Raw genomic sequence first — 22,095 nt, 5'->3', positions numbered from 1 at the left:
CCCTAGAAGCGGGCTACACCAAAACTGTTGGGCTGCAGCGGCCGTACCTCGGCCTCGTGACAGATATCCAGCAAGTAACCGAGCAAGGTCCGGGTATCGCGTGGATCGATCAGGCCGTCATCCCATAGGTTGGCGCTGCCATAGAGCGCCGTGGACTGACTGTCGAGTTTCTGCGCGGTGACCTGTTCCAGCATGTCGAGCATTTTCGGATCGGGCACCAGGCCGTCCTTGGCCTGTTTGGCCTCGGTGACGATGCGCAGCACTTTGCCGGCCTGGGCGCCGCCCATCACCGCCGTTCGGCTGTTGGGCCAGGCGAAGATGAAGCGCGGGTCGAGCCCACGGCCGCACATCGCATAGTTGCCGGCGCCATAGGAACCGCCGACGACGATCGTCAGTTTCGGTACCCGGGCGTTGGCCACCGCTTGAATCATCTTGGCGCCATGCTTGATCACGCCTTGCTGTTCCGATTCGGTGCCGACCATGAATCCCGTGGTGTTATGAAAAAACAGCAGCGGCGTCTGGCTCTGGTCGCACAGCTGGATGAACTGCGCAGCCTTGCTCGCGCCCTGGGGCGTGATCGGGCCGTTGTTGCCGATGAAGCCGCAGGCGCGGCCCTGGATTTTCAGTTGGCCGCAGACGGTTTGCCGGTCGAACTCGCCCTTGAACTCGAGGAAGTTCGAACCATCGGCGATGCGCGCGATGATCTCGCGGACGTCGTAGGGCTTTTTCGGATCATCCGGGATCAGGCCGAGCAATTCATCGATGGGGTAGAGCGGTTCTTCCCAGTGACGTTCCGGTAGTGCAGGCAACCGGTCGTTCCACGGCAACAGGCTGACGATTTCGCGCACCTGACGCACACCGTCGGCATCGTTTTCAGCCAGGTATTCGGCGGTGCCGGCCACTTGCGCGTGCATCTCGGCGCCGCCCAGCGCTTCGTCGGTCGCCACTTCACCGGTCGCCGCCTTGAGCAGCGGTGGGCCGGCGAGAAACAGCTTGGCCTTGCCTCGCACCACCACCACGTAATCCGACAATCCGGGTTGATAAGCACCGCCCGCCGTCGCCGAACCATGCACCACCGTGATTTGCGGCAGGCCCATGGCCGACATCCGCGCCTGATTGGCAAAGCTGCGCGCGCCTTCGACGAAAATCTCCGCCGCGTAGTTGAGGTTGGCGCCACCGCTTTCGGCGAGGGTGATCACCGGCAGTTTGTTTTCCATGGCGATCTGTTGCAGGCGCAGGGACTTTTTCAAACCGCTGGGGGAAATGGTTCCGCCCTTGATCGCACTGTTGTTCGCCACCACCAGGGTGCGCACGCCGGACACGTAACCGATGCCAGCGATCAGGCCGCCACCGGCCGAGCTGCCATCCTTGTCGTCGTGCAGTTTGTAACCGGCCAGGCTCGCCAGTTCGAGGAACGGCGCGCCGGGGTCCAGCAGCAGATTGAGGCGTTCGCGGGGCAGCAATTGTCCGCGCTTGTCGAACTTGGGCTTGGCCTCGGCCGCCTTGTTCAACAGGTTCTGCTCGAGTTCGCGGACCTGCTCGATCCCCACCAGCATGGCCGCGCGATTGCGGGCGAACTGTTCGCTGTGGGGATCGAGTTGCGACTGAATCACCGGCATGGGTTATTCCTTGTCCTTGAGCACTTCTGGAAGGTACGCACGGTGAAAGCCGTTGTACGACTCACTGTTGGTCGCCTTGTGAATCGGCCATGCGCGGCCACCGAGGCTCGCGGCGCCATCGATGCGCAGGGTACTGCCACTGATGAACGCCGCCGCCGGGCTGAGCAGGAAAACGATGGCCGCGCTGACCTCCGACTCGGTGCCGATCCGCTTAAGCGGCACATGTTCGCGCAAGGTCGGGATCACCGCCTTGAACGCGCCTTCATAGGTGTCCATGCCACTGGACGCGATCCAGCCCGGCGCCACGGCGTTGACCCGCACCCCGGCGTAACCCCACTCGAACGCCGCGGTCTTGGTCAGGTTGTCCATGCCGGAACGCGCGGCGCCCGAGTGGCCCATGCCCGGCATGCCGCCCCACATGTCGGCGAGCATGTTGACGATGGCGCCGCCGTGCTTGCTCATGGACTGGTTGAACACTTCCCGGGCCATCAGGAAACCGCCGACCAGATTGGTGCGCATCACCGTTTCGAACCCCTTCTGATTGATCGACGCCAAGGGCGACGGGTACTGCCCGCCGGCATTGTTGACCAGACCGTGGATCGGGCCGTGCTTGCGGATCAGTTCGCCAACCAGGTGCGTCACCGCGTCTTCCTCGCGAATATCGCAGGTGCTCCAGTCGGCCCTGCCGCCGTCTTCGGCAATTTCGGCAGCGACGGCTTTCAACTTGTCGGCCTTGCGTCCGACCAGCAGCACGTGCGCGCCGAGGGCGGCCAGTTCATGGGCGGTGCAACGGCCAATGCCACTGCCGCCACCGGTGACGATGACGGTAAAACCTGCAAACAAATCGGCTTTGAAAATCGAATCGTAGGCCATGGCGGCAGCCCTCTAGTTGACCTGGTCGGCGATGCGCTGAGGCACCGGAATCTGGATTTCCAGCAGTTGCTGGGCGAACGCCTTGCCTTGTGGGTCGATCCGCAGGCTGGCGACACCGCCGCCCCCGAGGGCGTTTTCCAGGAGGAAGTTCAGGCTGTGGGAGGCGGGTAGATACCAGCGCTCGACACGGCCGTGGATCGGGTCCAGCACATGGCTCATCCAGTCGACGAGCACCGCCGGGGTCAAGGCTTCGGCGATCCAGGGCAGGTACTCGGGGTCGCGGGCCATCACGCCGATGTTGCTGTGGTTGCCCTTGTCGCCCGAACGGGCCACCGCCAGTTTGACCAGCGCCACGCTGGCGTCCGCCAGGCCCGCGGGTTTGGGTGGCTCGAACGGCGCGGGCAAGTCGGCGCTGTCGAGCAGATCGACGGCGGGCAGGGCGCACGGATGGCGCTGGCCCATGAGATCAATTTCCAGCGTGCAGGCGGTTTTGTCGATCAGGAACGAGAACAGGCGGATCAGCGGATACACGGTGGGGCGGCCGCCGACAATCCCGGTCAGTCCCGGCGCCATGCCGGTGGCAGCCTGGGCTATTTCCCGGGAGAACACGATCAATGCCTGTTTACTCGGGTGGCGCACGGCGAGTTTGATCACCACTTCGCGGCTGTCGTGGCGCTGGCCGTGGGGGCCGTAAGTGGCCTCGCTGCCGAGCAGTTCGATGTTGACCTCGCTATAGGGCGCCCAGCCGCGCTGGCTGAAGATCTCCGAGGTCTTGTTGATGATCGCTTCGCTGACCCGCCGAGCCTTGTCGACTGCATCGATGCCGGCGATCAGGCAACTGGCGGTGCAGCGAAAACCATCCGGGTAGGTGGCGCTGACTTTGTATTGATCGGTCGGCGGCAATCCCTTCGCGCCGTGCACCTGCACCGCGTTTTTGCCTTGCTGCACGAGTTTGACCCGGGTGAAATCGCAGACCACGTCGGGCAGCAGATAGGCCCTCGGGTCGCCGATTTCATAAAGCATTTGCTCGCCCACCGTCAGCGCGGTGACCAGCCCACCAGAGCCTTCGGGTTTGCTGACGATGAACTGGCTGTCGGCGCTGACTTCGACGATGGGAAATCCGATGTGTTCGTAGTCGGGCACGTCGCGCCAATCGGTGAAGTTGCCGCCGGTGCACTGGGCGCCGCATTCGATGATGTGGCCGGCCAGGGCCGCCTGGGCCAGCTTGTCGTAGTCATGCCACGACCAGCCGAACTCATGCACCAGGGCGGCGCTGACCACAGCGCTGTCGACCACGCGCCCGGTGATCACGATGTCCGCCCCCAGGCGCAGGGCTTCGACAATGCCCGGTGCGCCCAGGTAGGCGTTGGTCGAGACGCACAGGGGCGGCAGGGGCGCGCCGCTGAACATCTCATGGATGCCGCGAGAACCCAGCTGTTTGAACTGCGGTTGCAGGTCATCGCCCAGCAGGACGGCGATCTTCAGTGCGACGCCGGCCTTGTCGCACGCCGCTTGCAGCGCGGCGGCGCAGGCCTGTGGGTTGACCCCGCCGGCGTTGCTGATGACCCGGATCTTTTGTTCGCAGAGTTGGCTGAGCAGCGGACTGAGCACTTCGATGAAGTCGCTGGCATAGCCGGCCTGGGGATCTTTCATCCGTGCGCCGGCCATGATCGACAGGGTGATTTCCGCCAGGTAGTCGAAGACCAGATAGTCCAGGCGCCCAGCTTCCACCAGTTGCGCGGCGGCGGTCGAGGTGTCGCCCCAGAACGCGCTGGCGCAACCGATGCGGATCGTTTTTGGCGCAGTCAACTCCATAACCACCTCCGACAGAAGTGCCTCGAGACTACCAAGCAAGCGCTTGGTTTGTAAACGGCTAAAATAACTTCTGCCCGAGCGCTTGCTTGGTTGCGGGCAGCAGCTTAAATTGCCCGCGCAACCCCGCTGTTTTAGCGGTGATCTCGACTGTAGGAGAAAACGGGTGGACGAGCAAAAAGCCCTGAGGGTCATGCACGAACTGGTCGAAAACGGCCAATTGACCGATCCGGACAGTGCCCGCGGCAAGCTCCTGCAAGTGGCGGCTCACCTGTTTCGCAATAAAGGCTACGAACGCACCACCGTGCGCGACCTGGCCGGTGCCGTGGGCATTCAGTCAGGGAGCATTTTTCATCACTTCAAAAGCAAGGAAGAAATCCTGCGGGCGGTGATGGAGGAGACCATTCACTACAACACCGCGCTGATGCGTGCGGCCATTGCCGACGCCAGCAACGTGCGCGAGCGGGTGCTGGCGCTGATCCGTTGCGAATTGCAGTCGATCATGGGCGGCAGTGGCGAGGCCATGGCGGTGCTGGTCTACGAATGGCGCTCACTGTCCGAGGACGGGCAGGCCAAGGTCCTGGCGTTGCGCGATATTTACGAAGACATCTGGTTGCAGGTACTGGGGGAAGCGAAGAGTGCCGGTCTCATTCGCGGTGATGTGTTTGTCACGCGACGCTTTCTCACCGGGGCACTGTCCTGGACCACCACCTGGTTTCGCGCCGGTGGCAGCATGAACCTCGATCAACTGGCCGACGAGGCGCTGATTCTGGTGCTGGGGGAAAATAATTAGATTGCATTGGTCGGCAGGAAACTGGCTAATTGGGTGAAACCACCTAGCTTGAATGCATTGATGCAGTACTTTTTTGGAGTGGTAGTTTTGATGTCTTCGCCAATTCGGACGGCTTCGCGGCTTTTGCTGATGGCGCTTGTTGCGTTATGGATACTGCCGTCCCAGGCTGCACAGTTGGTGCGTATCGGTGCGGCGCACTTTCCGCCCTACACCGTGCGCCCGGAGTCCGGTGCCGACACCGGTTTGCTGCCGCAATTGGTCGAGGCGCTCAACGCCCTGCAAAGCGACTATCAGTTCGTCCTGGTACCCACCTCCATTCCCCGGCGTTTCGGCGATTTCAAACAAGGCCGGGTCGATATGGCGATCTTCGAAAACCCCGACTGGGGCTGGAAGGACATCCCCCACACCAGCGTCGACATGGGCCTGGAAGACGCCGAGATTTTTGTCGCGCAACGCCAGCGTGAAGGTCAGCCAGTGCGCCAGCAAAACTACTTTGCCGACCTGACGGGCAAGCGCCTGGCGATGTTCAGCGGCTATCACTACGAATTTGCCGGCTTCAATGCCGATCCCAAATTCCTCGCGCAGAACTACAACGCTACGCTGACGTATTCCCATGACAGCAACTTGCTGATGGTGCTGCGCGGGCGCGCCGACATCGCCCTGGTCACGCGCTCCTATCTCAGCGACTATTTTTTGCACAACGACAAGGTTGCCGATCAATTTCTGGTGTCCGAGCGCGTCGATCAGGTCTATCACCATTACGCGATCCTGCGCCCGGCCTCGCCCATCAGCAGCGAGGCATTCGGCAAGTTGTTGCAAGGGCTGCGGGATAACGGTCAGATGCTGAGGATATTCGATCCGTACAAAATTGCGGTGTTGCCGGTCCCGGCGACACAGAGCGCGCCGCAGCTCGCGAATTGACCGACCCCGCTTGAATTTTACGCCCCGGAACCCTTCACTTCGTTGAGCTGCCACAGACCAGATATCTATGTTCATGTGAGCAGCGATCGCCTTTCATATCGCCAGTTAACGACCTCGACGCGCCCAGTTACGTTTGGCCAAAAACTGCCAATATCCTCTATTTGCAGCTTCAAGAAATAAAACGGTATCCAACACCGGTTTCGGTGATGAGGTGTCGTGGCTGGGAAGGGTCAGCCTCGACTTTCTTTCGCAGGCCACCCATGAATACTCGAAGGTAAGGCGTATCAGTGGTGTGCGATGGGCCCCATACCGCGTTGAGCAGTTGCTGGTGTGTCAGGACCCGGTTCGGATGCGAGCAAAGATGGACCAGCAGACGGTATTCCAGTGGCGTCAGGTGTAACGGAGTGCCTGAGCGTTCCACGACGCGGCGTTCGACATCGATTCGCACGTCACCAAAGCACAGTACCGAGTTGTTTTCGGTATCTTTCACGTGTCGGCGTAACAATGCGCGAACGCGGGCGAGTAGTTCCCCGGTGCCAAAAGGCTTCACCAGATAATCGTCTGCACCAGTGTCCAGCGCCAGGATCTTGTCTGACTCAGCACCCCGGGCCGATAACACAATAATGGGCACTGGCGACCAGCTCCTTACGTCCCGGATCAGGTCAATGCCGTCGCCGTCGGGAAGTCCGAGGTCGAGCACAATCAGGTCCGGATGGCGTGTTCCTGCGTCGATGAGGCCACGGTGAAAAGTATCGGCTTCATGAACTTCCAAGCCTTCAGCTTGCAAAGCCATACGCACGAAGCGGCGGATTTCCTTCTCGTCTTCGATAATCAGGACGTGCAGTGCCGACTCGGTCATGGCTATTCCTTGTCGATTTTCTGATCAAAGGGGTCGATGACTGGAGGCTCCTCACGGGGAAGACGTAACGTGAAGCGCGCACCGCCCTCTGGGCGTGTAACACCCAGGATGGTTCCTCCATGAGCTTTTGCGATGGCTCGACAGATGGCCAGCCCCAGCCCGACGCCTGGTATCGAGCTTTCCTTCTTGCCGCGCATGAATTTGCTGAAGATCGCCTCTTCGTGACCATGCGGTAACCCTGGTCCTTCGTCGGCGACCCACAACTCGATGTTGTCAGGCTTGGCCGTGGCTCCCAGCTTGATGGTGGTGCCTTGAGGCGTGTATTTGACGGCGTTCTCGATCAGGTTGATGAGGACGCGTTCGATCAGTACCGCATCGATGTGGACGGGCGGCAAATCATCGTCCATCGCGACCTGCACCGAATGTTTGTCCAAAATCGGCTGGATGGCTCGCAGGGCGCTGCCCACCACGTCTTCGATGGGTTGCCACTGCCGATTCAATATCACTTTGCCGGATTCGAGGCGCGCCATGTCCAGCAGATTATTGACCAGCGTATTCATGCGCAGCGCCGATGCACCCACCGCCGTGGCGATCTCGGCTGCTTCGCCGGTCAGCGGTGGCTTGGTGAGTTTGAGCGCTTCGGCGAGCCCAACCATAACCGACAGCGGGGTGCGCAGGTCGTGGGAAATGGCCGATAGCAACGAGTTGCGCAATCGTTCGGATTCCATTTGAACCGTCGTGTCCTGAGCCACGTTGATGTAGTGAATCCGCTCAAGCGAGATGGCCAGCAGTGATGCACAGGTGTCAAGCAGGCGTCGCTGCTCCGGCACCACCAGCCGGCTCGTGTCGCGCGGTTGCACGGCCAACACACCGCGCACCCGCATTGGGGCTGACAACGGCAGATAGAGCGTAGAACTCGAAGGCAGGGTGTCGGTGCCATACCCGGCCGGTTCGGTTTTGTCGAATGACCACTGGGCGATGGCTACGTCCACTTGCGGTGCATCTCCCGTGACCATGGGGGGCAGCAGTTTATTGTTGTCATCGGCGACCAGCAGGGCAGACCTTGCACCAAACTCGTCGGAGAGAAAGCGTGCGCTGATGTCGGCGACTTGCTCGGTCATCAGCGCTGCGGACAACAGGCGCGACATTTCATACAGCGCCCGCATGCGGTCTTCGCGCTTTTGAGCCACCCGTGCCTGGTAGGTCAGGCCGGCGGTCATCTGTCCGATCACCAGTGCGACCACGAGCATGACGCTGAAGGTCACCAGGTATTGAATATCGGCGAAGGCGAACGAATAGCGCGGCGCCACAAAAAAGAAATCGAATGCGGCCACTGACAAAAAGGCCGCCAGAATCGCTGGGCCGCGACCAAAGCGAACGGCGACGGCGACCACGGCCAGCAAGAACAGCATGACGATATTGGCCTGTTCCAGCACCTGTGCCAGAGGTAAAGCCGCAAGGGTCATCACCGCACAGAGTGCCGCGCTCCAAATATAGGAACGCCACATCACCGGGGTCTCGGTTTTCGTGGACCGGGGCTCGGTCTGAGTACGCGGGCTGGTCGCAAGAGAGACTTGAATCACGTCCAGGTCAGTACCCAGCGCACCAATTCGATCGGCGAGTATCCCCTTCCAGAAACGACGATGAGGGTGGTCGTCGCGCCCCATCACGACTTTGGAGAGATTGTGCTGCCGTGCGTACTTGACCAGCGCCTCGGCAACGTCCTGTCCGGCCAGTGTCGAGATTTGGGCGCCCATCTCCTGGGCCAGTTTCAGGGTCGCCAGAATGCGACGGCGCTTCGTCTCAGGCAGGCGCTGCAAGGCAGATGTTTCGACATACACAGCATGCCACGGCACGTTGAGCTGAGCGGCCAGTCGAGCTGTCGAGCGTACGGTTTTTTCCCCCTGTTCATGCGGGCCGACGCACGCGAGCAGCGAGTCGCGGGTGCCCCAGACAGGCTTGACTGCACTGCTTGTGCGGTATTGCAGCATCTCGCTGTCGACACGGTCGGCGGTACGACGCAACGCCAGTTCACGCAAAGCGATCAGGTTGCCTTTGCGGAAGAAGTTCTGCACGGCACGTTCGGCCTGATGAGGCAGATACACTTTGCCTTCCTTGAGGCGTTGCAGAAGGTCATCCGGCGGCAAGTCGACGATGATCACTTCATCGGCCGTGTCGAACACATGGTCGGGCACGGTCTCCCAGACCCGAATACCGGTAATACCACCGACGATGTCATTCAGGCTCTCAAGGTGCTGAACATTCATGGTGGACCAGACATCGATACCGGCGCTGAGCAGTTCTTCGACGTCCTGCCAGCGTTTTGGATGGCGCGAACCGATGATGTTGGAATGGGCCAGTTCGTCGATCAGGATCAGCTGCGGTTTGCGCAACAGGGCGGCGTCCAGATCGAACTCGGTCAGCGTGCGGTTCTTGTCGATGACCTGTTTGAGCGGCAGCACGTCCAGGCCTTTGGTCAGCGCCTGGGTTTCAGCGCGACCATGGGTTTCGATCACGCCGATCAGTACATCGATGTGCTGTTGTTGCGCCGTTTGGGCGGCCGCCAGCATCGCGTAGGTCTTGCCAACTCCAGCGCTGGCGCCGAAAAAAATTTTCAACCGACCGCGTTTGGCCTGCGCTTCTTCTTCGCGAATCTGGGCCAGGAGCTGATCCGGGTCTGGACGTTGTTCGGCCATCAGGGCCACCGTGTGTGAGTTACCACTCAATGCAGGGCGTCGAGTGCCAGATTCAATGTCAATACGTTGACCCGAGGCTCGCCCAGGAATCCAAAGAGCATGCCTTCAGAGTGCTCGGCAATCAGTTGCCGAACGCGCTCTATGGGCAAGTTGCGCACCCGCGAAATTCGGCCCGCCTGATACTGGGCTGCTGCGATGCTGATATGGGGGTCGAGGCCACTGGCCGAGCTGTAGACCAGGTCGGCGGGGATGGTCGCGGTGTTGCCTGGGTCGGCAACATGCAAGGCATCGATGCGGCCCTTGATCGCGTCTGCAAGTGCGGGATTCAGTGGCCCCAGGTTCGATCCGGATGATGCCGCCGCGTTGTAGGGCATGGGGCTGGTCGCAGACGGGCGACTCCAGAAATGCCCGGGATCGCTGAAGCTCTGACCGATCAACGACGAACCTACGGTTTTGCCATCCCGTTCAATCAGGCTGCCCGCAGCCTGAGAAGGGAAGACCCACCTGGCAATCTCCGTCGTGAGCAGTGGATAGGCCAGGCCGGTGATCAACGACAATGCAATGAACAGGGTAAACGCCGGGCGCAGTAGAGAAGCCATGACAGTGCTCCCTTAAGTCAGACCGACGGCAAACAGCACCATGTCGATCACTTTTATGCCAATGAATGGAACGATCACGCCACCCAGCCCATAGATCAACATGTTGCGGCGCAACAGCGAGGCGGCGCCAACCGGACGGTACTTCACGCCTTTAAGTGCCAGGGGAATCAGGAAGATGATGATCAGAGCGTTGAAGATAACCGCTGACAGCACCGCCGAGTTCGGGCTTGTCAGCCCCATGATGTTGAGTGCCGCGAGCTGAGGGTACGTAGTGACAAAGGCCGCTGGCACGATCGCGAAATACTTGGCGATGTCGTTGGCAATCGAGAAAGTGGTCAGCGAGCCTCGGGTCATCAGCATCTGTTTGCCGGTTTCCACTACTTCGATCAACTTCGTCGGGTTGCTGTCCAGGTCCACCATGTTCCCGGCTTCCTTGGCGGCCTGAGTCCCCGAGTTCATCGCCACGGCGACATCCGCTTGGGCCAATGCCGGGGCATCATTGGTGCCGTCGCCGGTCATGGCCACCAGCCGGCCTTCGGCCTGGTAGTCGCGGATCAACTGCAATTTCTGTTCGGGTGTCGCTTCCGCCAGAAAGTCATCGACGCCAGCCTCTGCGGCGATGGCGGCGGCGGTGACCCGGTTGTCGCCGGTCACCATCACGGTCTTGATGCCCATGCGCCGCAGCTCGAGAAAACGCTCCTTGATCCCGCCCTTGACGATGTCCTTGAGTTCGATCACGCCCAGCACCTTGGGCCCGTCGGCGACGACCAGCGGCGTACTGCCCCGGCGCGCCACCTCCTCAATGCTGTTCTGCACGGCTTCGGGAAAGCTGCCACCCAGGCTCTGGATATGCTTGAGAATGGCCTCGCCAGCGCCCTTGCGTATTTGCCGGTCGCCCATGTTGACGCCGCTCATTCGCGTTTGCGCCGAAAAGTGCACGAAGTGGGCGTCGAGTGCGCCGATTTCCCGTTCCCGCAGATTGAAACGCTGCTTGGCCAAAACGACGATACTGCGCCCCTCGGGGGTTTCGTCGGCCAGGGAGGCCAGTTGCGCCACATCCGCCAGTTCAGCTTCCTTGATGCCCGGTGCCGGTAAAAAGGCCGAGGCATGGCGATTGCCCAGCGTAATGGTCCCGGTTTTGTCGAGTAGCAGAACGTCCACGTCGCCGGCAGCTTCCACGGCTCGGCCGGACGTGGCAATCACGTTGGCCTCCATCATGCGGCTCATGCCCGCCACACCGACGGCCGAGAGCAGGCCGGCAATGGTCGTGGGAATCAGGCAGACCAGCAACGAGATGAGGACGGTGATCGAGACGGGGGTTCCGGATTTGGCCACTGCAACCCCGAACAGTGAGAACGGCAGGAGCGTCACCGTCACCCCCAGAAACACGATCGTCAGTGCGACCAATAAAATCGACAAGGCAATTTCATTCGGGGTTTTTTGTCGCTTGGCGTTCTCGACCATCGCGATCATGCGGTCGACGAAGGTTTCGCCGGGATCGGTGGTCACTCGAACGACGATCCAGTCCGACAGCACCCGTGTTCCCCCGGTCACGGCCGAAAAGTCGCCGCCACTTTCCCGGATAACCGGTGCCGACTCACCGGTAATGGCCGATTCGTCCACCGAGGCCGCGCCTTCGATGACTTCGCCGTCGGCCGGGATCACCGAGTCGGCCAGGTCACCGGCTTCAACGATCACCACGTCTCCCTTGCACAGGTCGGTCGATTTAGCCAGCTGCCACTCTGCGCCGTAGCGTGGCTCGCGCAGTTTCTTGGCCCAGGTTTCCTTTTTCAGTTTGTGCAGGGAAGCGGCCTGGGCCTTGCTGCGTCCTTCGGCCAGCGCCTCGGCGAAGTTAGCGAACAGCACGGTGAACCAAAGCCAAAAAGTGATCGCCAGGATGAACCCGCTACCGGCTTCTCCCTTGCCACTCAGCGCCTGGGCCCATAGGGCGGTGGTGATGATCGCGCCGATGTAGACGACGAACATCACCGGGTTTCGCCACTGGATCCTGGGGCTGAGTTTGCGCACTGAATCGACGATGGCCGGCATTATCAGTTTCGGGTCGAACAAGGAGAACGCTTTGCGTGTCATGTTCGTGATCTCACTTGATCATTATGAAGTGTTCAACGACGGGCCCCAGCGCGAGCGCCGGTACGTAGTTCAACAAGCCGACCAATAACACCGTGCCGATCAGCAGCACCACGAACAGCATCCCGTGGGTGGGCATAGTGCCTGCGGTGACCGCCAATCGCTTCTTCGCCGCCAGGCTGCCGGCGACTGCCAGCACCGGCACGATGACGCCGAACCGGCCGAACCAGGTCATGATGGCCAGCATCGTGTTGTAGAACGGGGTGTTGGCCGACAGCCCGGCAAATGCACTGCCGTTGTTGTTGGCCGCGGAGGTGAAGGCGTAGAGGATTTCCGAGAAGCCATGGACACCGGGGTTGGCGATCCCCAGTCTCCCAGCCTCGGCCATGACAGCGATGGCCGTACCGAATAGCACCAGCAATGGCGTCACCAGAATCGCGATGGCCACCATCTTCATCTCGTAGGCTTCGATTTTCTTGCCCAGGTACTCGGGTGTGCGGCCGATCATCAGACCGGCGATAAACACCGCGAGGATGGCGAACACCAACATGCCGTACAGACCCGAGCCGGTTCCGCCGAACACCACCTCACCCAATTGCATGAGTATCAGTGGCACCGCCCCGCCCAGCGGCGTAAACGAATCATGCATTGCGATAACGGCGCCGCACGACGCTGCCGTTGTCACCGCCGCAAACAAACTGGATGCACTGATGCCGAAGCGCAGTTCCTTGCCCTCCATGTTGCCCGCCGCCGTGTCGATACCCAGCGCCGAGAACTGCGGGTTGCCAAGTTGTTCGTAGTGGGTGACCGCCACTACCGCGATCACGAAGATGATCGTCATTGTCGCCAGCAACGCCCAGCCCTGACGTATGTCACCGACGATGTGGCCGAAGACAAAACACAGAGCGGTCGGGATCAGGAAGATCGCGAGCAACTGAAAGAAGTTCGTGACGGCGCTGGGGTTTTCATAAGGATGGGCCGAGTTGGCGTTGAAGAAACCGCCACCATTGGTGCCCAGCATTTTGATGGCTTCTTGTGATGCTACAGGCCCCATGGCAATCGTCTGCTTGTCGGTGCTGACGCTCTTGGTCACCGGATTGCCCTGGGCGTCGAGGGTTGGTTGGCCGGCATCATTGAGTACCGGGGCCTGGTACTGCGTGACCTCCAGCGTCGTGACTTCCTTATACGGGTCAAGATTCTGAATCGCGCCCTGGCTAACCAGAAACAGTGCAAAAATCAGCGACAACGGCAACAACACCCACAACGTGACGCGCGTGAGGTCGGCCCAGGCATTTCCGATGCTGTTCGCGTTGTGGCGCGCGAATCCCCGGATCAGAGCAACCGCGACGACGATACCGGTCGCGGCGGACAGGAAGTTCTGTACCGTCAGCGCGAGCATCTGGGTCAGGTAACTCATCGTCGCTTCCCCGCTATAGCCCTGCCAGTTGGTATTGGTGACGAAACTGGCGGCGGTATTGAACGAGGAGTCTGGAGTGACGGCACCGAAACCTTGGGGGTTAAATGGCAGAACGCCCTGCAGCCGTTGCAGGGCATAGACGGCCAGCAATCCCAGGGCGTTGAACAGCAACAAGGCCAGGGCATACTGGAGCCAACTCATCGGTGTTTCGGGCTTGACGCCGGCCAAGCGATACAGCGGCGACTCAAGGCGTGCACCGAAGGCAAATCGGCCCTCCATCACCGTGGCCAACCAGCGCCCGAGAGGCCAGGCCAGAATACCCAGCACCAGCAGAAAGGCCACGAGCAAGCCCCAGGCTTGAGTAGTCACAGGAAGTCCTCCGGAAAAAGCAGTGCGCAGATCAGGTAAATCAGTAAACCTGCCGCTATCAGCCCGCCGAAAAGATAAAAGCCAGTCATGACCGCCTCCTGTTAAGCGCGGCACAGCCACGAGCAAGGCCGACGAAGACGAAAAAGAACAATGCGCCGAGCACTAAAAAGACGAAGTCCATGGCATTCCCTCCAGCGATGGGGGAAGCCTAGTTGGCCTTTTAGTAAATTGTTAAAAGGATTGGGGGCAAAAGAATAAAGATCTTATAAAAATCCGATTAAATAGTGCCGCTTGGGTGTTGTTGCGTTTCCCCTCAAGACTGAAGTCACAAGACGCTCACTTTCCATTACCTGGGGAACACTCCACACAGAACATATCCTTCGTAACCGTGCACGAAATGTCCCATGAACATAAATGGACCGCAGGCATAAAATGGAGTAGTCAGAGATTGATCCTTGTAAAGTTCGCAGACGGGCAGTTTGAGTGGAATGGGTACGACCACCGCCCAGAGTGTTACACCGCACCAAGCTCGCGTGGTCACCTCTTTGTTGAACTGTTGGTAGGTTTCCTTTTCTGGTACTGAAACCGTGACCCCGACACAGCTAACGAGGCACAGAAACATTGTTGTCATGGCCGTGATTTTTTTTAGAAGATTCTGAAGAGACATTGTTGAGCTTATCTAATTGCGCAGGCGTTCTGCTGAAGGGGTAAGGCGAGCAAGATTGCCTCTCTTAACGGCCCCGGAACGCAACCCTAACAAGGCTGCCAATAAATTGATGTCAGACACTTCCTAAATTGACGTTACAAATTCTGGCTATAAACTTGCGCTCGTTGCTTCCAGGCAATTGACTATCGATAACTCTCGGATCAGCCTTCCGGCTCCATTTTTTCAAGCGGAGTCATCCGATGCCCTTCCTGACCATAGACGGACAAGCCCTTCACTATATTGATCAAGGCACTGGCCCGGCGGTGCTGCTGGCCGGCAGTTACCTGTGGGACCAGAACATGTGGGCGCCGCAGATTGCCGCGTTGTCGCAACAGTATCGGGTGATTGCGCCGGACCTGTGGGGTCATGGTGAATCCGGGCGACTTCCGCAGGGCACACGGTCGCTGGACGATATCGCCCGTCAGGCGCTGGCGTTGATCGATCATCTGGAAATAGAACGCTTCACGCTGGTGGGGCTTTCGGTCGGTGGCATGTGGGGCGTGCGGTTGGCGTTGTCGTCAGCGCAACGGCTCAACGGCCTGGTGCTGATGGACACCTATGTCGGCGTCGAGCCGGAGCCAACCCGGCAATACTATTTTTCGCTGTTCAAGATGATCGAGGAAAGCGGCGAAATATCGCCGCAACTGCTCGACATCGTGGTGCCGATCTTTTTCCGTCCGGGCATCGATCCGCAGTCGGCACTGTACCGGGACTTCCGCGCCAAACTCGCCGCGCTGCCGCCTGAACGCCTGCGCGAAAGCATCGTGCCGATGGGGCGGATCACCTTTGGCCGAGAGGATCTGTTGCCACGCCTGGGCGAATTGAACGCCGCGACGACGCTGGTGATCTGTGGCGATCAGGACAAGCCACGTCCACCCGGCGAAGCGCGGGAAATGGCCGAGCTGATCGGTTGCCCGTGTGTGTTGGTGCCGGACGCGGGGCATATTTCCAATCTGGAAAATCCGCAGTTCGTCACTGAGGTGTTGCTCGGGTTTTTAGCCGAGAGAAACTAATCGGTTGCAATGGCCCCATCGCGAGCAGGCTCGCTCCCACAGATGATCGTATTTCCCTGTGGGAGCGAGCCTGCTCGCGATGGGGCCGATGAGGTCACTTGGGTCCGAGAATCTTCACCAGTTTGTCCGGCGACGGCGCCCCTTGCTGCTGTTGCAGCTCGCCCTTGTCATCCATGTAGAAGATCGCCGGGGTGGCTTGCAACTCCAGGTCTTCCATCAACTGCATGTTCGCCGCGAGTTTCGCTTGAATCGCCGGTGGTACATCCTTCAACGCCTTGAGCGAACTGCCCTTGCCAGCGGCTTCGTGGTCCGCCAGGGCCTTTTGCGGGTCCTTGGCGGCGAGCAGTGCGGCGGACTTGCCCGGACTGTCTTCGCGAATGATACCGACCATGATGTGGCGCAACTGCACCTTGCCAGCCTTGACCCATGGCCGCGCCTGCTCCCAGAACAGGTTGCAGTAGGGGCAGTTCGGATCGCTGAACAGGTAGACGATGCGCGGGGCATTCTTGTCGCCGTCGCCGATCCAGCTGCTCGCCTCGAACTTGCCCCAGACCTCCTTGGACATTGGCCCATAGACCAGTTTCTGCAACGGCGCGCTGCTCAGGTCATTGCCCTCGGCGTCGTACAGATTGCCCAGCAGCACGTGCTTGCCATCCGGTGTCAGGTACAGCGCCATGCCGCGGTTCTGGTATTGCGCCGCATAACCGCGCAGGCCATCGGGAGCGTCGAACTGGCCGACGATTTTCGCGCCCTTGGCTTCGATCTTCTTGATCGCCTCGGGCAGCTCTTCAGCCTGCACCGATGGCAGGTGCAGCAGGGCGGCACCCAGGCTCAGGGTCAGCAGGTGGCGGAGGCGGGGCATGGCAGTTTCCTTGAGGAGGTGGCAGGAGCGGTATCGAAATTTTCCAGGGCGCGAGCCAGGCTGGCTTGCGACAACTCGCCCAGATGGCTGCCCAGCAGGCGACCCTCAGGGCTATAGAACAGCGTAGTCGGCAGCGCCATGGAGCCGACGGCGTGGCCCAGGCGGCCGCTGCCGTCGAACAGTACGTTGGACAGGCTCAGGCCCTGGGTTTCCAGAAAGGTGCTGACACTTTGCATGCTTTCGGCCTGGTTGACGAACAGGAAGGTCAGGTCCGGACGCTGTTGCTGGGCGCTTTCGAGCACAGGCATTTCCCGGCGACACGGTGGACACCAGGTGGCCCAGAGATTGATGACCAGCGGACCGCCCTTGTAGTCGGCCAGTTGCACGGTTTCACCGGCGGCGTTGCGCAGGGTGATGTCCGGCAGGCGCGTGCCTTGTTCGTAGATACTCAAGGAGAACGTCGCCAGCAGCCAGAAGGCCAGGCCACTCGCCACGCCAAAGCCCAACGGGCGACGCAGTCCCGGACGGCGCCAGGCGCGGTACAGCGTGGCAAGTACCAGCGCGATCACGCCCGGCCAGGCGAGGAAACCGCCGTCGCGCAGGTCGATGATCTGCCAGGGATCGTTGCGATAGTGCATCCAGTAAACGGCGACGAAACTGATCCGCGCCGCGAGCATGCCGATCAGGAACAGACTGAACAGCACCGACTCGGGGTTTTCGCCACCGCGCTTGGCCACCCGCCAGCCGACGAATGTCGCCAGTGCCAATGCACTGATCAGCAGTAGATGGTTAAGCGCGATGGCAAAGGTGCCGAGGGTGAATGTCAGCATTAACGGGCGTCTCGGGTGGTGGTCCAGCGTTGCAGGAAAGTGGTGGCATCGACCTCGCCAGTGATGCGCTGGCTGCGACGCTCGTTGCCATCGGCACCGATCCACAGCAGGCTCGGCGGTCCCGGCACTTTATAGCGGCCGAGCAGTTCGCGACTGGCAGCATTGTCGGCGGTGACGTCCAGGCGGAGCAAGCGCACGTCGCTCAGGGCTTGGAGCACCTCCGCTTTGCCGAACACCTGTTTTTCCATGACCTTGCACGACACGCACCAGTCCGCATAGTAATCGAGCAGCACCCACTGGCCCTGAGCCTGTGCCGCGTCAAGTTGCCGTTGCAGTTCGGCGGGATCCTTGAGGGTGGTGAAGGCGTCGTGGCCGACCGGGTCAGTGGCGCCGCGCGCGTTGGCGACGCTATAGACCTGCAACGGCTTGAACAGATCATCCGCGCCACCCGCCGCACCGATCATCAACAGACTGCCCCACAACCCGAGCAGCAGCGAACTGGCGCCGAACAGATGAGCGACACGGCCAAAACCTTCCGACTGTTTCCAGGCGCTATACGCCGCAATCAACAACAACGCCCCGCACAAGCCGACCCACAGCGATTCATCCAGCACCGGGCGCAGCATCAGCAACGCGGTGGCGAGGAACAGGAAGCCGAAGATGCCTTTGAGCAGGTTCATCCAGGCGCCAGGTTTGGGCAGGAAGCGATTACCGACGGTCACCAGCAACAACAGTGGCACACCGATGCCGATGCCCATGGCAAACAGGATCAACCCGCCATGCAACGCGTTACCGCTTTGCGCGATGTAGAGCAGGGCGCCGGCCAGCGGAGCGGTCATGCACGGGCCGACCAGCAGGCCCGACAAGGCCCCCAGCACACCGGCGCCGACCAGACTGCCACCCCGCTGATTGCGCGAAACGTTTTCCAGGCGATCGCGTACGGCCACCGGCAACTGCAGTTCGAAGAAACCGAACATCGGCAACGCCAGCAGGACGAAAATCGCCGCGAAACTGCCGAGCAGCCACGGGTTCTGTAACAGCGCCTGCAGGTTCGCACCGAGCAGCGCCGCGAGCACACCCATCGCCGCATAGACCAGCGCCATGCTCACCACATAACTGCTGGCCAGGGCAAAACCGCGCTTGGGCGAAGCGCCGCTACCGACGATCAGCCCGGCCAGGATCGGCAACATGGGCAGCGAGCAGGGGGTGAAGGCCAGCAGCAGCCCCAGGCCGAAGAACACCAGGAGACTTAAGCCGAGTGCCCGCTGCTGCAGGCCATTGGCCAAGGCTTGATCCGTGGCTTCGTCTGGCGCGACGCTGGCAGCTTTACCCCCCAGATCGACGACTTGGGTCTGCGGCGGATAACACAAACCGGCATCGGCACAGCCCTGGAACCCCACCTTGACCTGGCCACTGGCACCGGCGGGGATTTTCAGTTCCAGGCCCTGGCGATAGACCTGCTGATCACCGAAAAACTCGTCGCTGTGAGCTTCGCCTTCCGGCAGCGCTGGATGCTGTTCAGTAGGCAATCCATCGAATTTCAGGCGCTTTTGATACAGGTAATAGCCATCGGCAATCTGCCAGAACAGTTGGGTTTCACCGGATTCCAGGCGTTCAGAGGTGAAAGTGAAAGCTTTGCCGACCGGAAGAAAGTCGGGTTTGGTTTCAAACGGATTGGTTCCCGCCTGGGCCAGACCCGAGATCAGGAGAAAAAAAAGTAAAAACAGACGACGCATGAATAAGCCTTGGTTCTGTGCAAGTGAAAGGCACAATGGGCGGTAGCGATTAACCGATGATTAACCCTGGCAGCCTTGTGGCCGCAGCACTTGCGGCATAATGTCCGCTTAATCGGTCACCGGCCTAATCCGCTTTATTTCTGCGAGGCTTTTCATGCACGTTCTGGTTTGCGAAGACGATGAGTTGATCGCCAGCGGCATCGTCGCCGGCCTCTCCGCCCAGGGCTTGACCGTGGAGCACGTGGCCACGGCGTCCGCCGCCCGGGCGATGCTCAAGGTCGCGGAGTTCGATGTGATGGTGCTCGACCTCGGGTTGCCTGACGAGGACGGTCTGAAGTTGTTGCAGCAACTGCGTCACAACGGCCTGGAGTTGCCGGTGTTGATCCTCACGGCCCGGGACTCGGTCACCGACCGCGTCGACGGCCTGCAGGCCGGTGCCGACGACTACCTGCTCAAGCCTTTTGACCTGCGTGAACTGGCCGCACGCCTGCACACCTTGTTGCGTCGGGTGGCGGGCCGCAGCGTCAACCTGATCGAACACGGTGCCCTGACCTATGACCCGAGCAGTCGCGAGACCACGCTCGCCGGCCAGCCGGTAGACCTGTCGCGTCGTGAACAGTCGCTGTTGCAGGCCCTGTTGCACAACCGTGGCCGCGTATTGTCGACCGAGCAGCTCAAGGACAGCGTCTACGGGTTCAACGACGAATTGGAGAGCAATGCCCTCAATGTCCACATCCATCACCTGCGGCGCAAACTCGGCAATGGCATTGTCGAGACCGTGCGCGGCCTGGGCTATCGCCTGGGACCGGCTGATGGCGGAGAACCACAGAAGTGATGAGTTTGCGTTTGCGCCTGAGCCTGACGCTCGGTGCCGCGTTTGCGCTGATCTGGGCGCTGGCTGCGGCCTGGATGCTCAGCGACCTGCGCAATCAAATGATGTTTTCCCTCGACCAGCGGCTGGTGGCCTCGGCGCGGATGGTGGCCGGGTTGATGGAGCAATTGCCGCCCGTGCCGAGCAAGGGCGAGGGCACCCATTTCAGCGCCGAACAACTGAATATCCCCGGTGGCATGGCCTGTCAGGTCAGTTCGTTGCGCGGGGAAATTCTTGCCCGTAGCCACAGCGATCCGGGGCAAACCCTGGAAGCGGAGAAAATGGGCTTCCACGATCAGATGATCGATGGCGCGCCGTGGCGCAGTTTTACCCTGGCCCGTGGCGATCTGCGGATCACCACCGCCGACCGGCAGATCGAGCGCGAGGCGTTGAACATGTCGATCCTGCTGGCTGCTTCCGTGCCGGTGGGCGTGGCGCTGCTCGTTTGCCTGTGCCTGCTGTGGCTGGGGATCGGCCAGGGGCTGGCGCCGCTCAACCGCATGCGCGATGCGCTGATGCGGCGCAGCCCTGACTCGCTCGAGCCCTTGCAGGTCCAGCCTTTGCCCAGCGAACTGCAACCCTTGCTGGATACGCAGAATCAGTTGTTCCAGCGAATCGGCAAGACCATCGAGCGTGAGCGTCGCTTGACCGGCGATGCGGCGCACGAGCTGCGCAGCCCTTTGACCGCGATCAAGACCCACCTGCAGGTGGCGCGCATGACCGACGGCGCCGCGCGGGATCAGTCCCTGGCCCGGGCCGAAGAGGGGGCCGACCGCCTGCACCGGACCCTGGAGCAATTGCTGCTGCTGGCGCGGGTCGAAGGCAGTCTGTCGTTCGATGACGGTGTGCAATGCAGCGCCGAGCAAGTGGCGAAACTGGCGATACAGGATGCGGCCGGCGGTGATCGCGAGCGTATCCGGTTCGAGGTGCCGGCCAGGGTTTCGCACGCCCCGGTGCAAATGCCCGCCGTGCTGTCGATTGCGGCGTTGCGCAACCTGCTGGACAACGCCCTGCGCCATACCTCCGGCAAAGGTCCGGTGGAGTTAAGTTTGCAAACCAGTGGCGATCGCGTGCAGTTCGTGGTGCGGGATCACGGGCCGGGCATTGCTCAAGACGATCTGCAGCACTTGACCCAACGCTTCTGGCGCAACGGTCAAAGCACCGGCTGCGGCCTTGGCCTGGCGATTGTCCAGGCCATCGTCCAGCGCTGCGGCTGCACCCTGCGTTTCGACAGTCGACCGGACGGGTTGCGGGTTGAGTTGACGATGCCGCTGCAACCGGTCTGATCAACACTATAAGACCCTGTGGGAGCGGGCTTGCCCGCGATGAGGCCCTTACATTCAATATCCATGTTGGCTGTTTCACCACCATCGCGGGCAAGCCCGCTCCCACAGGTTTTTGTCGCACATCAAATGTAACTTCTCTTCATTGGCCGCCCGAATCTCTCGGGACTATGGTTGCCCACACTCAATGGATTGAGGGCAAAGCGCCATGGAAGCATCCATACAGATCTGCAAGGCCACCCCGGCCGACGCCGGCATCATCAGCCGGATCATCGATCGCTCCATCCGCGTCGGTTGTGCACTCGACCATCGCAACGACCCGCAAACCGTTGCCACCTGGACCCACAACAAAACCATCGAACATATCCAGCCCTGGTTGAGCGACCCAAGGCTGTACCTGAATATCGCCCTGTTGCAGGACAAACCCGTTGGCGTCGCCATGGCCGCAAGCAACGGCAAGGTGGTGTTCTGTTATGTACAACCGGAGTGGTTTCGTCGCGGCGCGGGGCAAGCGCTGGTGCAAGATCTCGAGGGCTGGTTGATCAATCAGGGCCAGCAGCAGGCGCGTCTCAATAGCACCAGAACCGGCGAAGGGTTCTACCGGCATCTGGGCTATCGGCCCTGTTCCCGGAGCTTCATGGTCGCGGGTCTGTGCGCCATCCCCATGCACAAAGGCCTGGTACTGCCGGCATAGAAAGCTGATCGAGAGTGCGGTCAGCGGGCTTTTTCAGGTTCAGACCCGGTCGGG

Annotated in this window: 18 protein-coding genes; 6 read left to right on the top strand and 12 right to left on the bottom strand. The window is 60.8% G+C overall.

The annotated features are described in order from the left end of the window. Positions 1–2: 2 nt before the first annotated feature. The 3 genes from atuC to ACX3YF_RS29265 are packed head-to-tail and all read right to left on the bottom strand — an operon-like array spanning position 3 to position 4,307. Complete coding sequence (atuC, locus tag ACX3YF_RS29275; protein ID WP_458974732.1) at positions 3–1,619, bottom strand: geranyl-CoA carboxylase subunit beta; 1,617 nt, start codon at positions 1,617–1,619, stop codon at positions 3–5. 3 nt (positions 1,620–1,622) lie between these two features. After that, positions 1,623–2,492 (bottom strand): SDR family oxidoreductase, encoded by an 870-nt coding sequence (locus tag ACX3YF_RS29270; protein WP_458945741.1) that lies wholly within the window; start codon positions 2,490–2,492, stop codon positions 1,623–1,625. 12 nt (positions 2,493–2,504) lie between these two features. Then, positions 2,505–4,307, bottom strand: coding sequence for an acyclic terpene utilization AtuA family protein (locus ACX3YF_RS29265; RefSeq protein ID WP_448646126.1), 1,803 nt, complete (start codon positions 4,305–4,307; stop codon positions 2,505–2,507). 163 nt (positions 4,308–4,470) lie between these two features. Between ACX3YF_RS29265 and ACX3YF_RS29260 the strand changes: the two genes are divergently transcribed. Both ACX3YF_RS29260 and ACX3YF_RS29255 read left to right on the top strand, forming a co-directional pair. Continuing rightward, positions 4,471–5,097: a TetR/AcrR family transcriptional regulator gene (locus ACX3YF_RS29260; RefSeq protein ID WP_448646127.1), complete on the top strand. Its 627-nt coding sequence runs from the start codon at positions 4,471–4,473 to the stop codon at positions 5,095–5,097. Between the two features lie 90 nt (positions 5,098–5,187). Then, the gene (locus tag ACX3YF_RS29255) at positions 5,188–6,018 is read left to right on the top strand and encodes a substrate-binding periplasmic protein (protein WP_448646128.1); all 831 of its coding nucleotides are present in this window, start codon (positions 5,188–5,190) and stop codon (positions 6,016–6,018) included. Positions 6,019–6,187: 169 nt separating this feature from the next. On the opposite strand, the gene kdpE is transcribed toward ACX3YF_RS29255, so the two are convergent. From kdpE to kdpF, 6 genes are read right to left on the bottom strand one after another with little or no spacing between them, the layout of a single operon-like run. Next, positions 6,188–6,877, bottom strand: coding sequence for a two-component system response regulator KdpE (kdpE, locus tag ACX3YF_RS29250; RefSeq protein ID WP_130210393.1), 690 nt, complete (start codon positions 6,875–6,877; stop codon positions 6,188–6,190). Between the two features lie 2 nt (positions 6,878–6,879). After that, complete coding sequence (gene kdpD / locus ACX3YF_RS29245; RefSeq protein WP_458974731.1) at positions 6,880–9,573, bottom strand: two-component system sensor histidine kinase KdpD; 2,694 nt, start codon at positions 9,571–9,573, stop codon at positions 6,880–6,882. 26 nt (positions 9,574–9,599) lie between these two features. Next, a complete protein-coding gene (gene kdpC, locus ACX3YF_RS29240; RefSeq protein WP_196585593.1) occupies positions 9,600–10,172 on the bottom strand; it encodes a potassium-transporting ATPase subunit KdpC in 573 nt (190 codons plus the stop codon). A 12-nt stretch (positions 10,173–10,184) separates the two neighbouring features. Next, the gene (kdpB, locus tag ACX3YF_RS29235; protein ID WP_130210387.1) at positions 10,185–12,263 is read right to left on the bottom strand and encodes a potassium-transporting ATPase subunit KdpB; all 2,079 of its coding nucleotides are present in this window, start codon (positions 12,261–12,263) and stop codon (positions 10,185–10,187) included. A 10-nt stretch (positions 12,264–12,273) separates the two neighbouring features. Beyond that, positions 12,274–14,046, bottom strand: a complete 1,773-nt coding sequence (gene kdpA, locus ACX3YF_RS29230; protein ID WP_458974730.1) for a potassium-transporting ATPase subunit KdpA — start codon at positions 14,044–14,046, stop codon at positions 12,274–12,276. After that, a complete protein-coding gene (gene kdpF, locus ACX3YF_RS29225) occupies positions 14,043–14,135 on the bottom strand; it encodes a K(+)-transporting ATPase subunit F (RefSeq protein WP_130210383.1) in 93 nt (30 codons plus the stop codon). The genes kdpA and kdpF overlap by 4 nt, the downstream gene beginning before the upstream one ends. A gap of 817 nt (positions 14,136–14,952) precedes the next feature. Here kdpF and ACX3YF_RS29220 point away from each other — a divergent pair. Continuing rightward, positions 14,953–15,765 (top strand): alpha/beta fold hydrolase, encoded by an 813-nt coding sequence (locus ACX3YF_RS29220; RefSeq protein WP_196585591.1) that lies wholly within the window; start codon positions 14,953–14,955, stop codon positions 15,763–15,765. A 94-nt stretch (positions 15,766–15,859) separates the two neighbouring features. Here the strand turns inward: ACX3YF_RS29220 and dsbG are convergent, their stop codons facing one another. The 3 genes from dsbG to dsbD are packed head-to-tail and all read right to left on the bottom strand — an operon-like array spanning position 15,860 to position 19,193. Continuing rightward, positions 15,860–16,627, bottom strand: coding sequence for a thiol:disulfide interchange protein DsbG (gene dsbG / locus ACX3YF_RS29215; protein ID WP_047527275.1), 768 nt, complete (start codon positions 16,625–16,627; stop codon positions 15,860–15,862). Further along, entirely contained in the window at positions 16,603–17,457 is an 855-nt protein-coding gene (locus ACX3YF_RS29210) for a TlpA disulfide reductase family protein (protein WP_047527276.1), read from the bottom strand. Before ACX3YF_RS29210 ends, dsbG begins: the two co-directional genes overlap by 25 nt. Continuing rightward, the gene (gene dsbD / locus ACX3YF_RS29205; protein ID WP_448646132.1) at positions 17,457–19,193 is read right to left on the bottom strand and encodes a protein-disulfide reductase DsbD; all 1,737 of its coding nucleotides are present in this window, start codon (positions 19,191–19,193) and stop codon (positions 17,457–17,459) included. Before dsbD ends, ACX3YF_RS29210 begins: the two co-directional genes overlap by 1 nt. 154 nt (positions 19,194–19,347) lie before the next feature. Here dsbD and ACX3YF_RS29200 point away from each other — a divergent pair, with 154 nt between their 5' ends. The 3 genes from ACX3YF_RS29200 (at position 19,348) to ACX3YF_RS29190 (ending at position 22,041) form a co-directional block, all read left to right on the top strand. Continuing rightward, on the top strand, positions 19,348–20,028 hold the full coding sequence (locus tag ACX3YF_RS29200) for a response regulator (protein ID WP_047527280.1): 681 nt from the start codon (positions 19,348–19,350) through the stop codon (positions 20,026–20,028). Continuing rightward, positions 20,025–21,350 carry an ATP-binding protein gene (locus tag ACX3YF_RS29195; protein ID WP_458945725.1) on the top strand — a complete coding sequence of 442 codons (1,326 nt, stop codon included), beginning with the start codon at positions 20,025–20,027 and terminating at the stop codon, positions 21,348–21,350. Before ACX3YF_RS29200 ends, ACX3YF_RS29195 begins: the two co-directional genes overlap by 4 nt. 205 nt (positions 21,351–21,555) lie before the next feature. Continuing rightward, the gene (locus ACX3YF_RS29190; protein ID WP_130210375.1) at positions 21,556–22,041 is read left to right on the top strand and encodes a GNAT family N-acetyltransferase; all 486 of its coding nucleotides are present in this window, start codon (positions 21,556–21,558) and stop codon (positions 22,039–22,041) included. The last annotated feature ends 54 nt before the right edge of the window (positions 22,042–22,095 follow it).

This window comes from Pseudomonas fluorescens group sp. PF-69, from assembly GCF_054481235.1.
The sequence above is the reverse complement of the archived record's forward strand: the minus strand, read 5'-3'. Positions and strand labels throughout refer to the sequence as shown.

Excerpts from the sequence above, each read along its gene's own strand:
- atuC (WP_458974732.1), bottom strand. The coding sequence starts at position 1,619 with ATGCCGGTGATTCAGTCGCAACTCGATCCCCACAGCGAACAGTTCGCC.
- ACX3YF_RS29270 (WP_458945741.1), bottom strand. The coding sequence starts at position 2,492 with ATGGCCTACGATTCGATTTTCAAAGCCGATTTGTTTGCAGGTTTTACC.
- ACX3YF_RS29265 (WP_448646126.1), bottom strand. The coding sequence starts at position 4,307 with ATGGAGTTGACTGCGCCAAAAACGATCCGCATCGGTTGCGCCAGCGCG.
- ACX3YF_RS29255 (WP_448646128.1), top strand. The coding sequence starts at position 5,188 with ATGTCTTCGCCAATTCGGACGGCTTCGCGGCTTTTGCTGATGGCGCTT.
- kdpE (WP_130210393.1), bottom strand. The coding sequence starts at position 6,877 with ATGACCGAGTCGGCACTGCACGTCCTGATTATCGAAGACGAGAAGGAA.
- kdpD (WP_458974731.1), bottom strand. The coding sequence starts at position 9,573 with ATGGCCGAACAACGTCCAGACCCGGATCAGCTCCTGGCCCAGATTCGC.
- kdpC (WP_196585593.1), bottom strand. The coding sequence starts at position 10,172 with ATGGCTTCTCTACTGCGCCCGGCGTTTACCCTGTTCATTGCATTGTCG.
- kdpB (WP_130210387.1), bottom strand. The coding sequence starts at position 12,263 with ATGACACGCAAAGCGTTCTCCTTGTTCGACCCGAAACTGATAATGCCG.
- kdpF (WP_130210383.1), bottom strand. The coding sequence starts at position 14,135 with ATGACTGGCTTTTATCTTTTCGGCGGGCTGATAGCGGCAGGTTTACTG.
- ACX3YF_RS29220 (WP_196585591.1), top strand. The coding sequence starts at position 14,953 with ATGCCCTTCCTGACCATAGACGGACAAGCCCTTCACTATATTGATCAA.
- dsbG (WP_047527275.1), bottom strand. The coding sequence starts at position 16,627 with ATGCCCCGCCTCCGCCACCTGCTGACCCTGAGCCTGGGTGCCGCCCTG.
- ACX3YF_RS29210 (WP_047527276.1), bottom strand. The coding sequence starts at position 17,457 with ATGCTGACATTCACCCTCGGCACCTTTGCCATCGCGCTTAACCATCTA.
- dsbD (WP_448646132.1), bottom strand. The coding sequence starts at position 19,193 with ATGCGTCGTCTGTTTTTACTTTTTTTTCTCCTGATCTCGGGTCTGGCC.
- ACX3YF_RS29200 (WP_047527280.1), top strand. The coding sequence starts at position 19,348 with ATGCACGTTCTGGTTTGCGAAGACGATGAGTTGATCGCCAGCGGCATC.
- ACX3YF_RS29190 (WP_130210375.1), top strand. The coding sequence starts at position 21,556 with ATGGAAGCATCCATACAGATCTGCAAGGCCACCCCGGCCGACGCCGGC.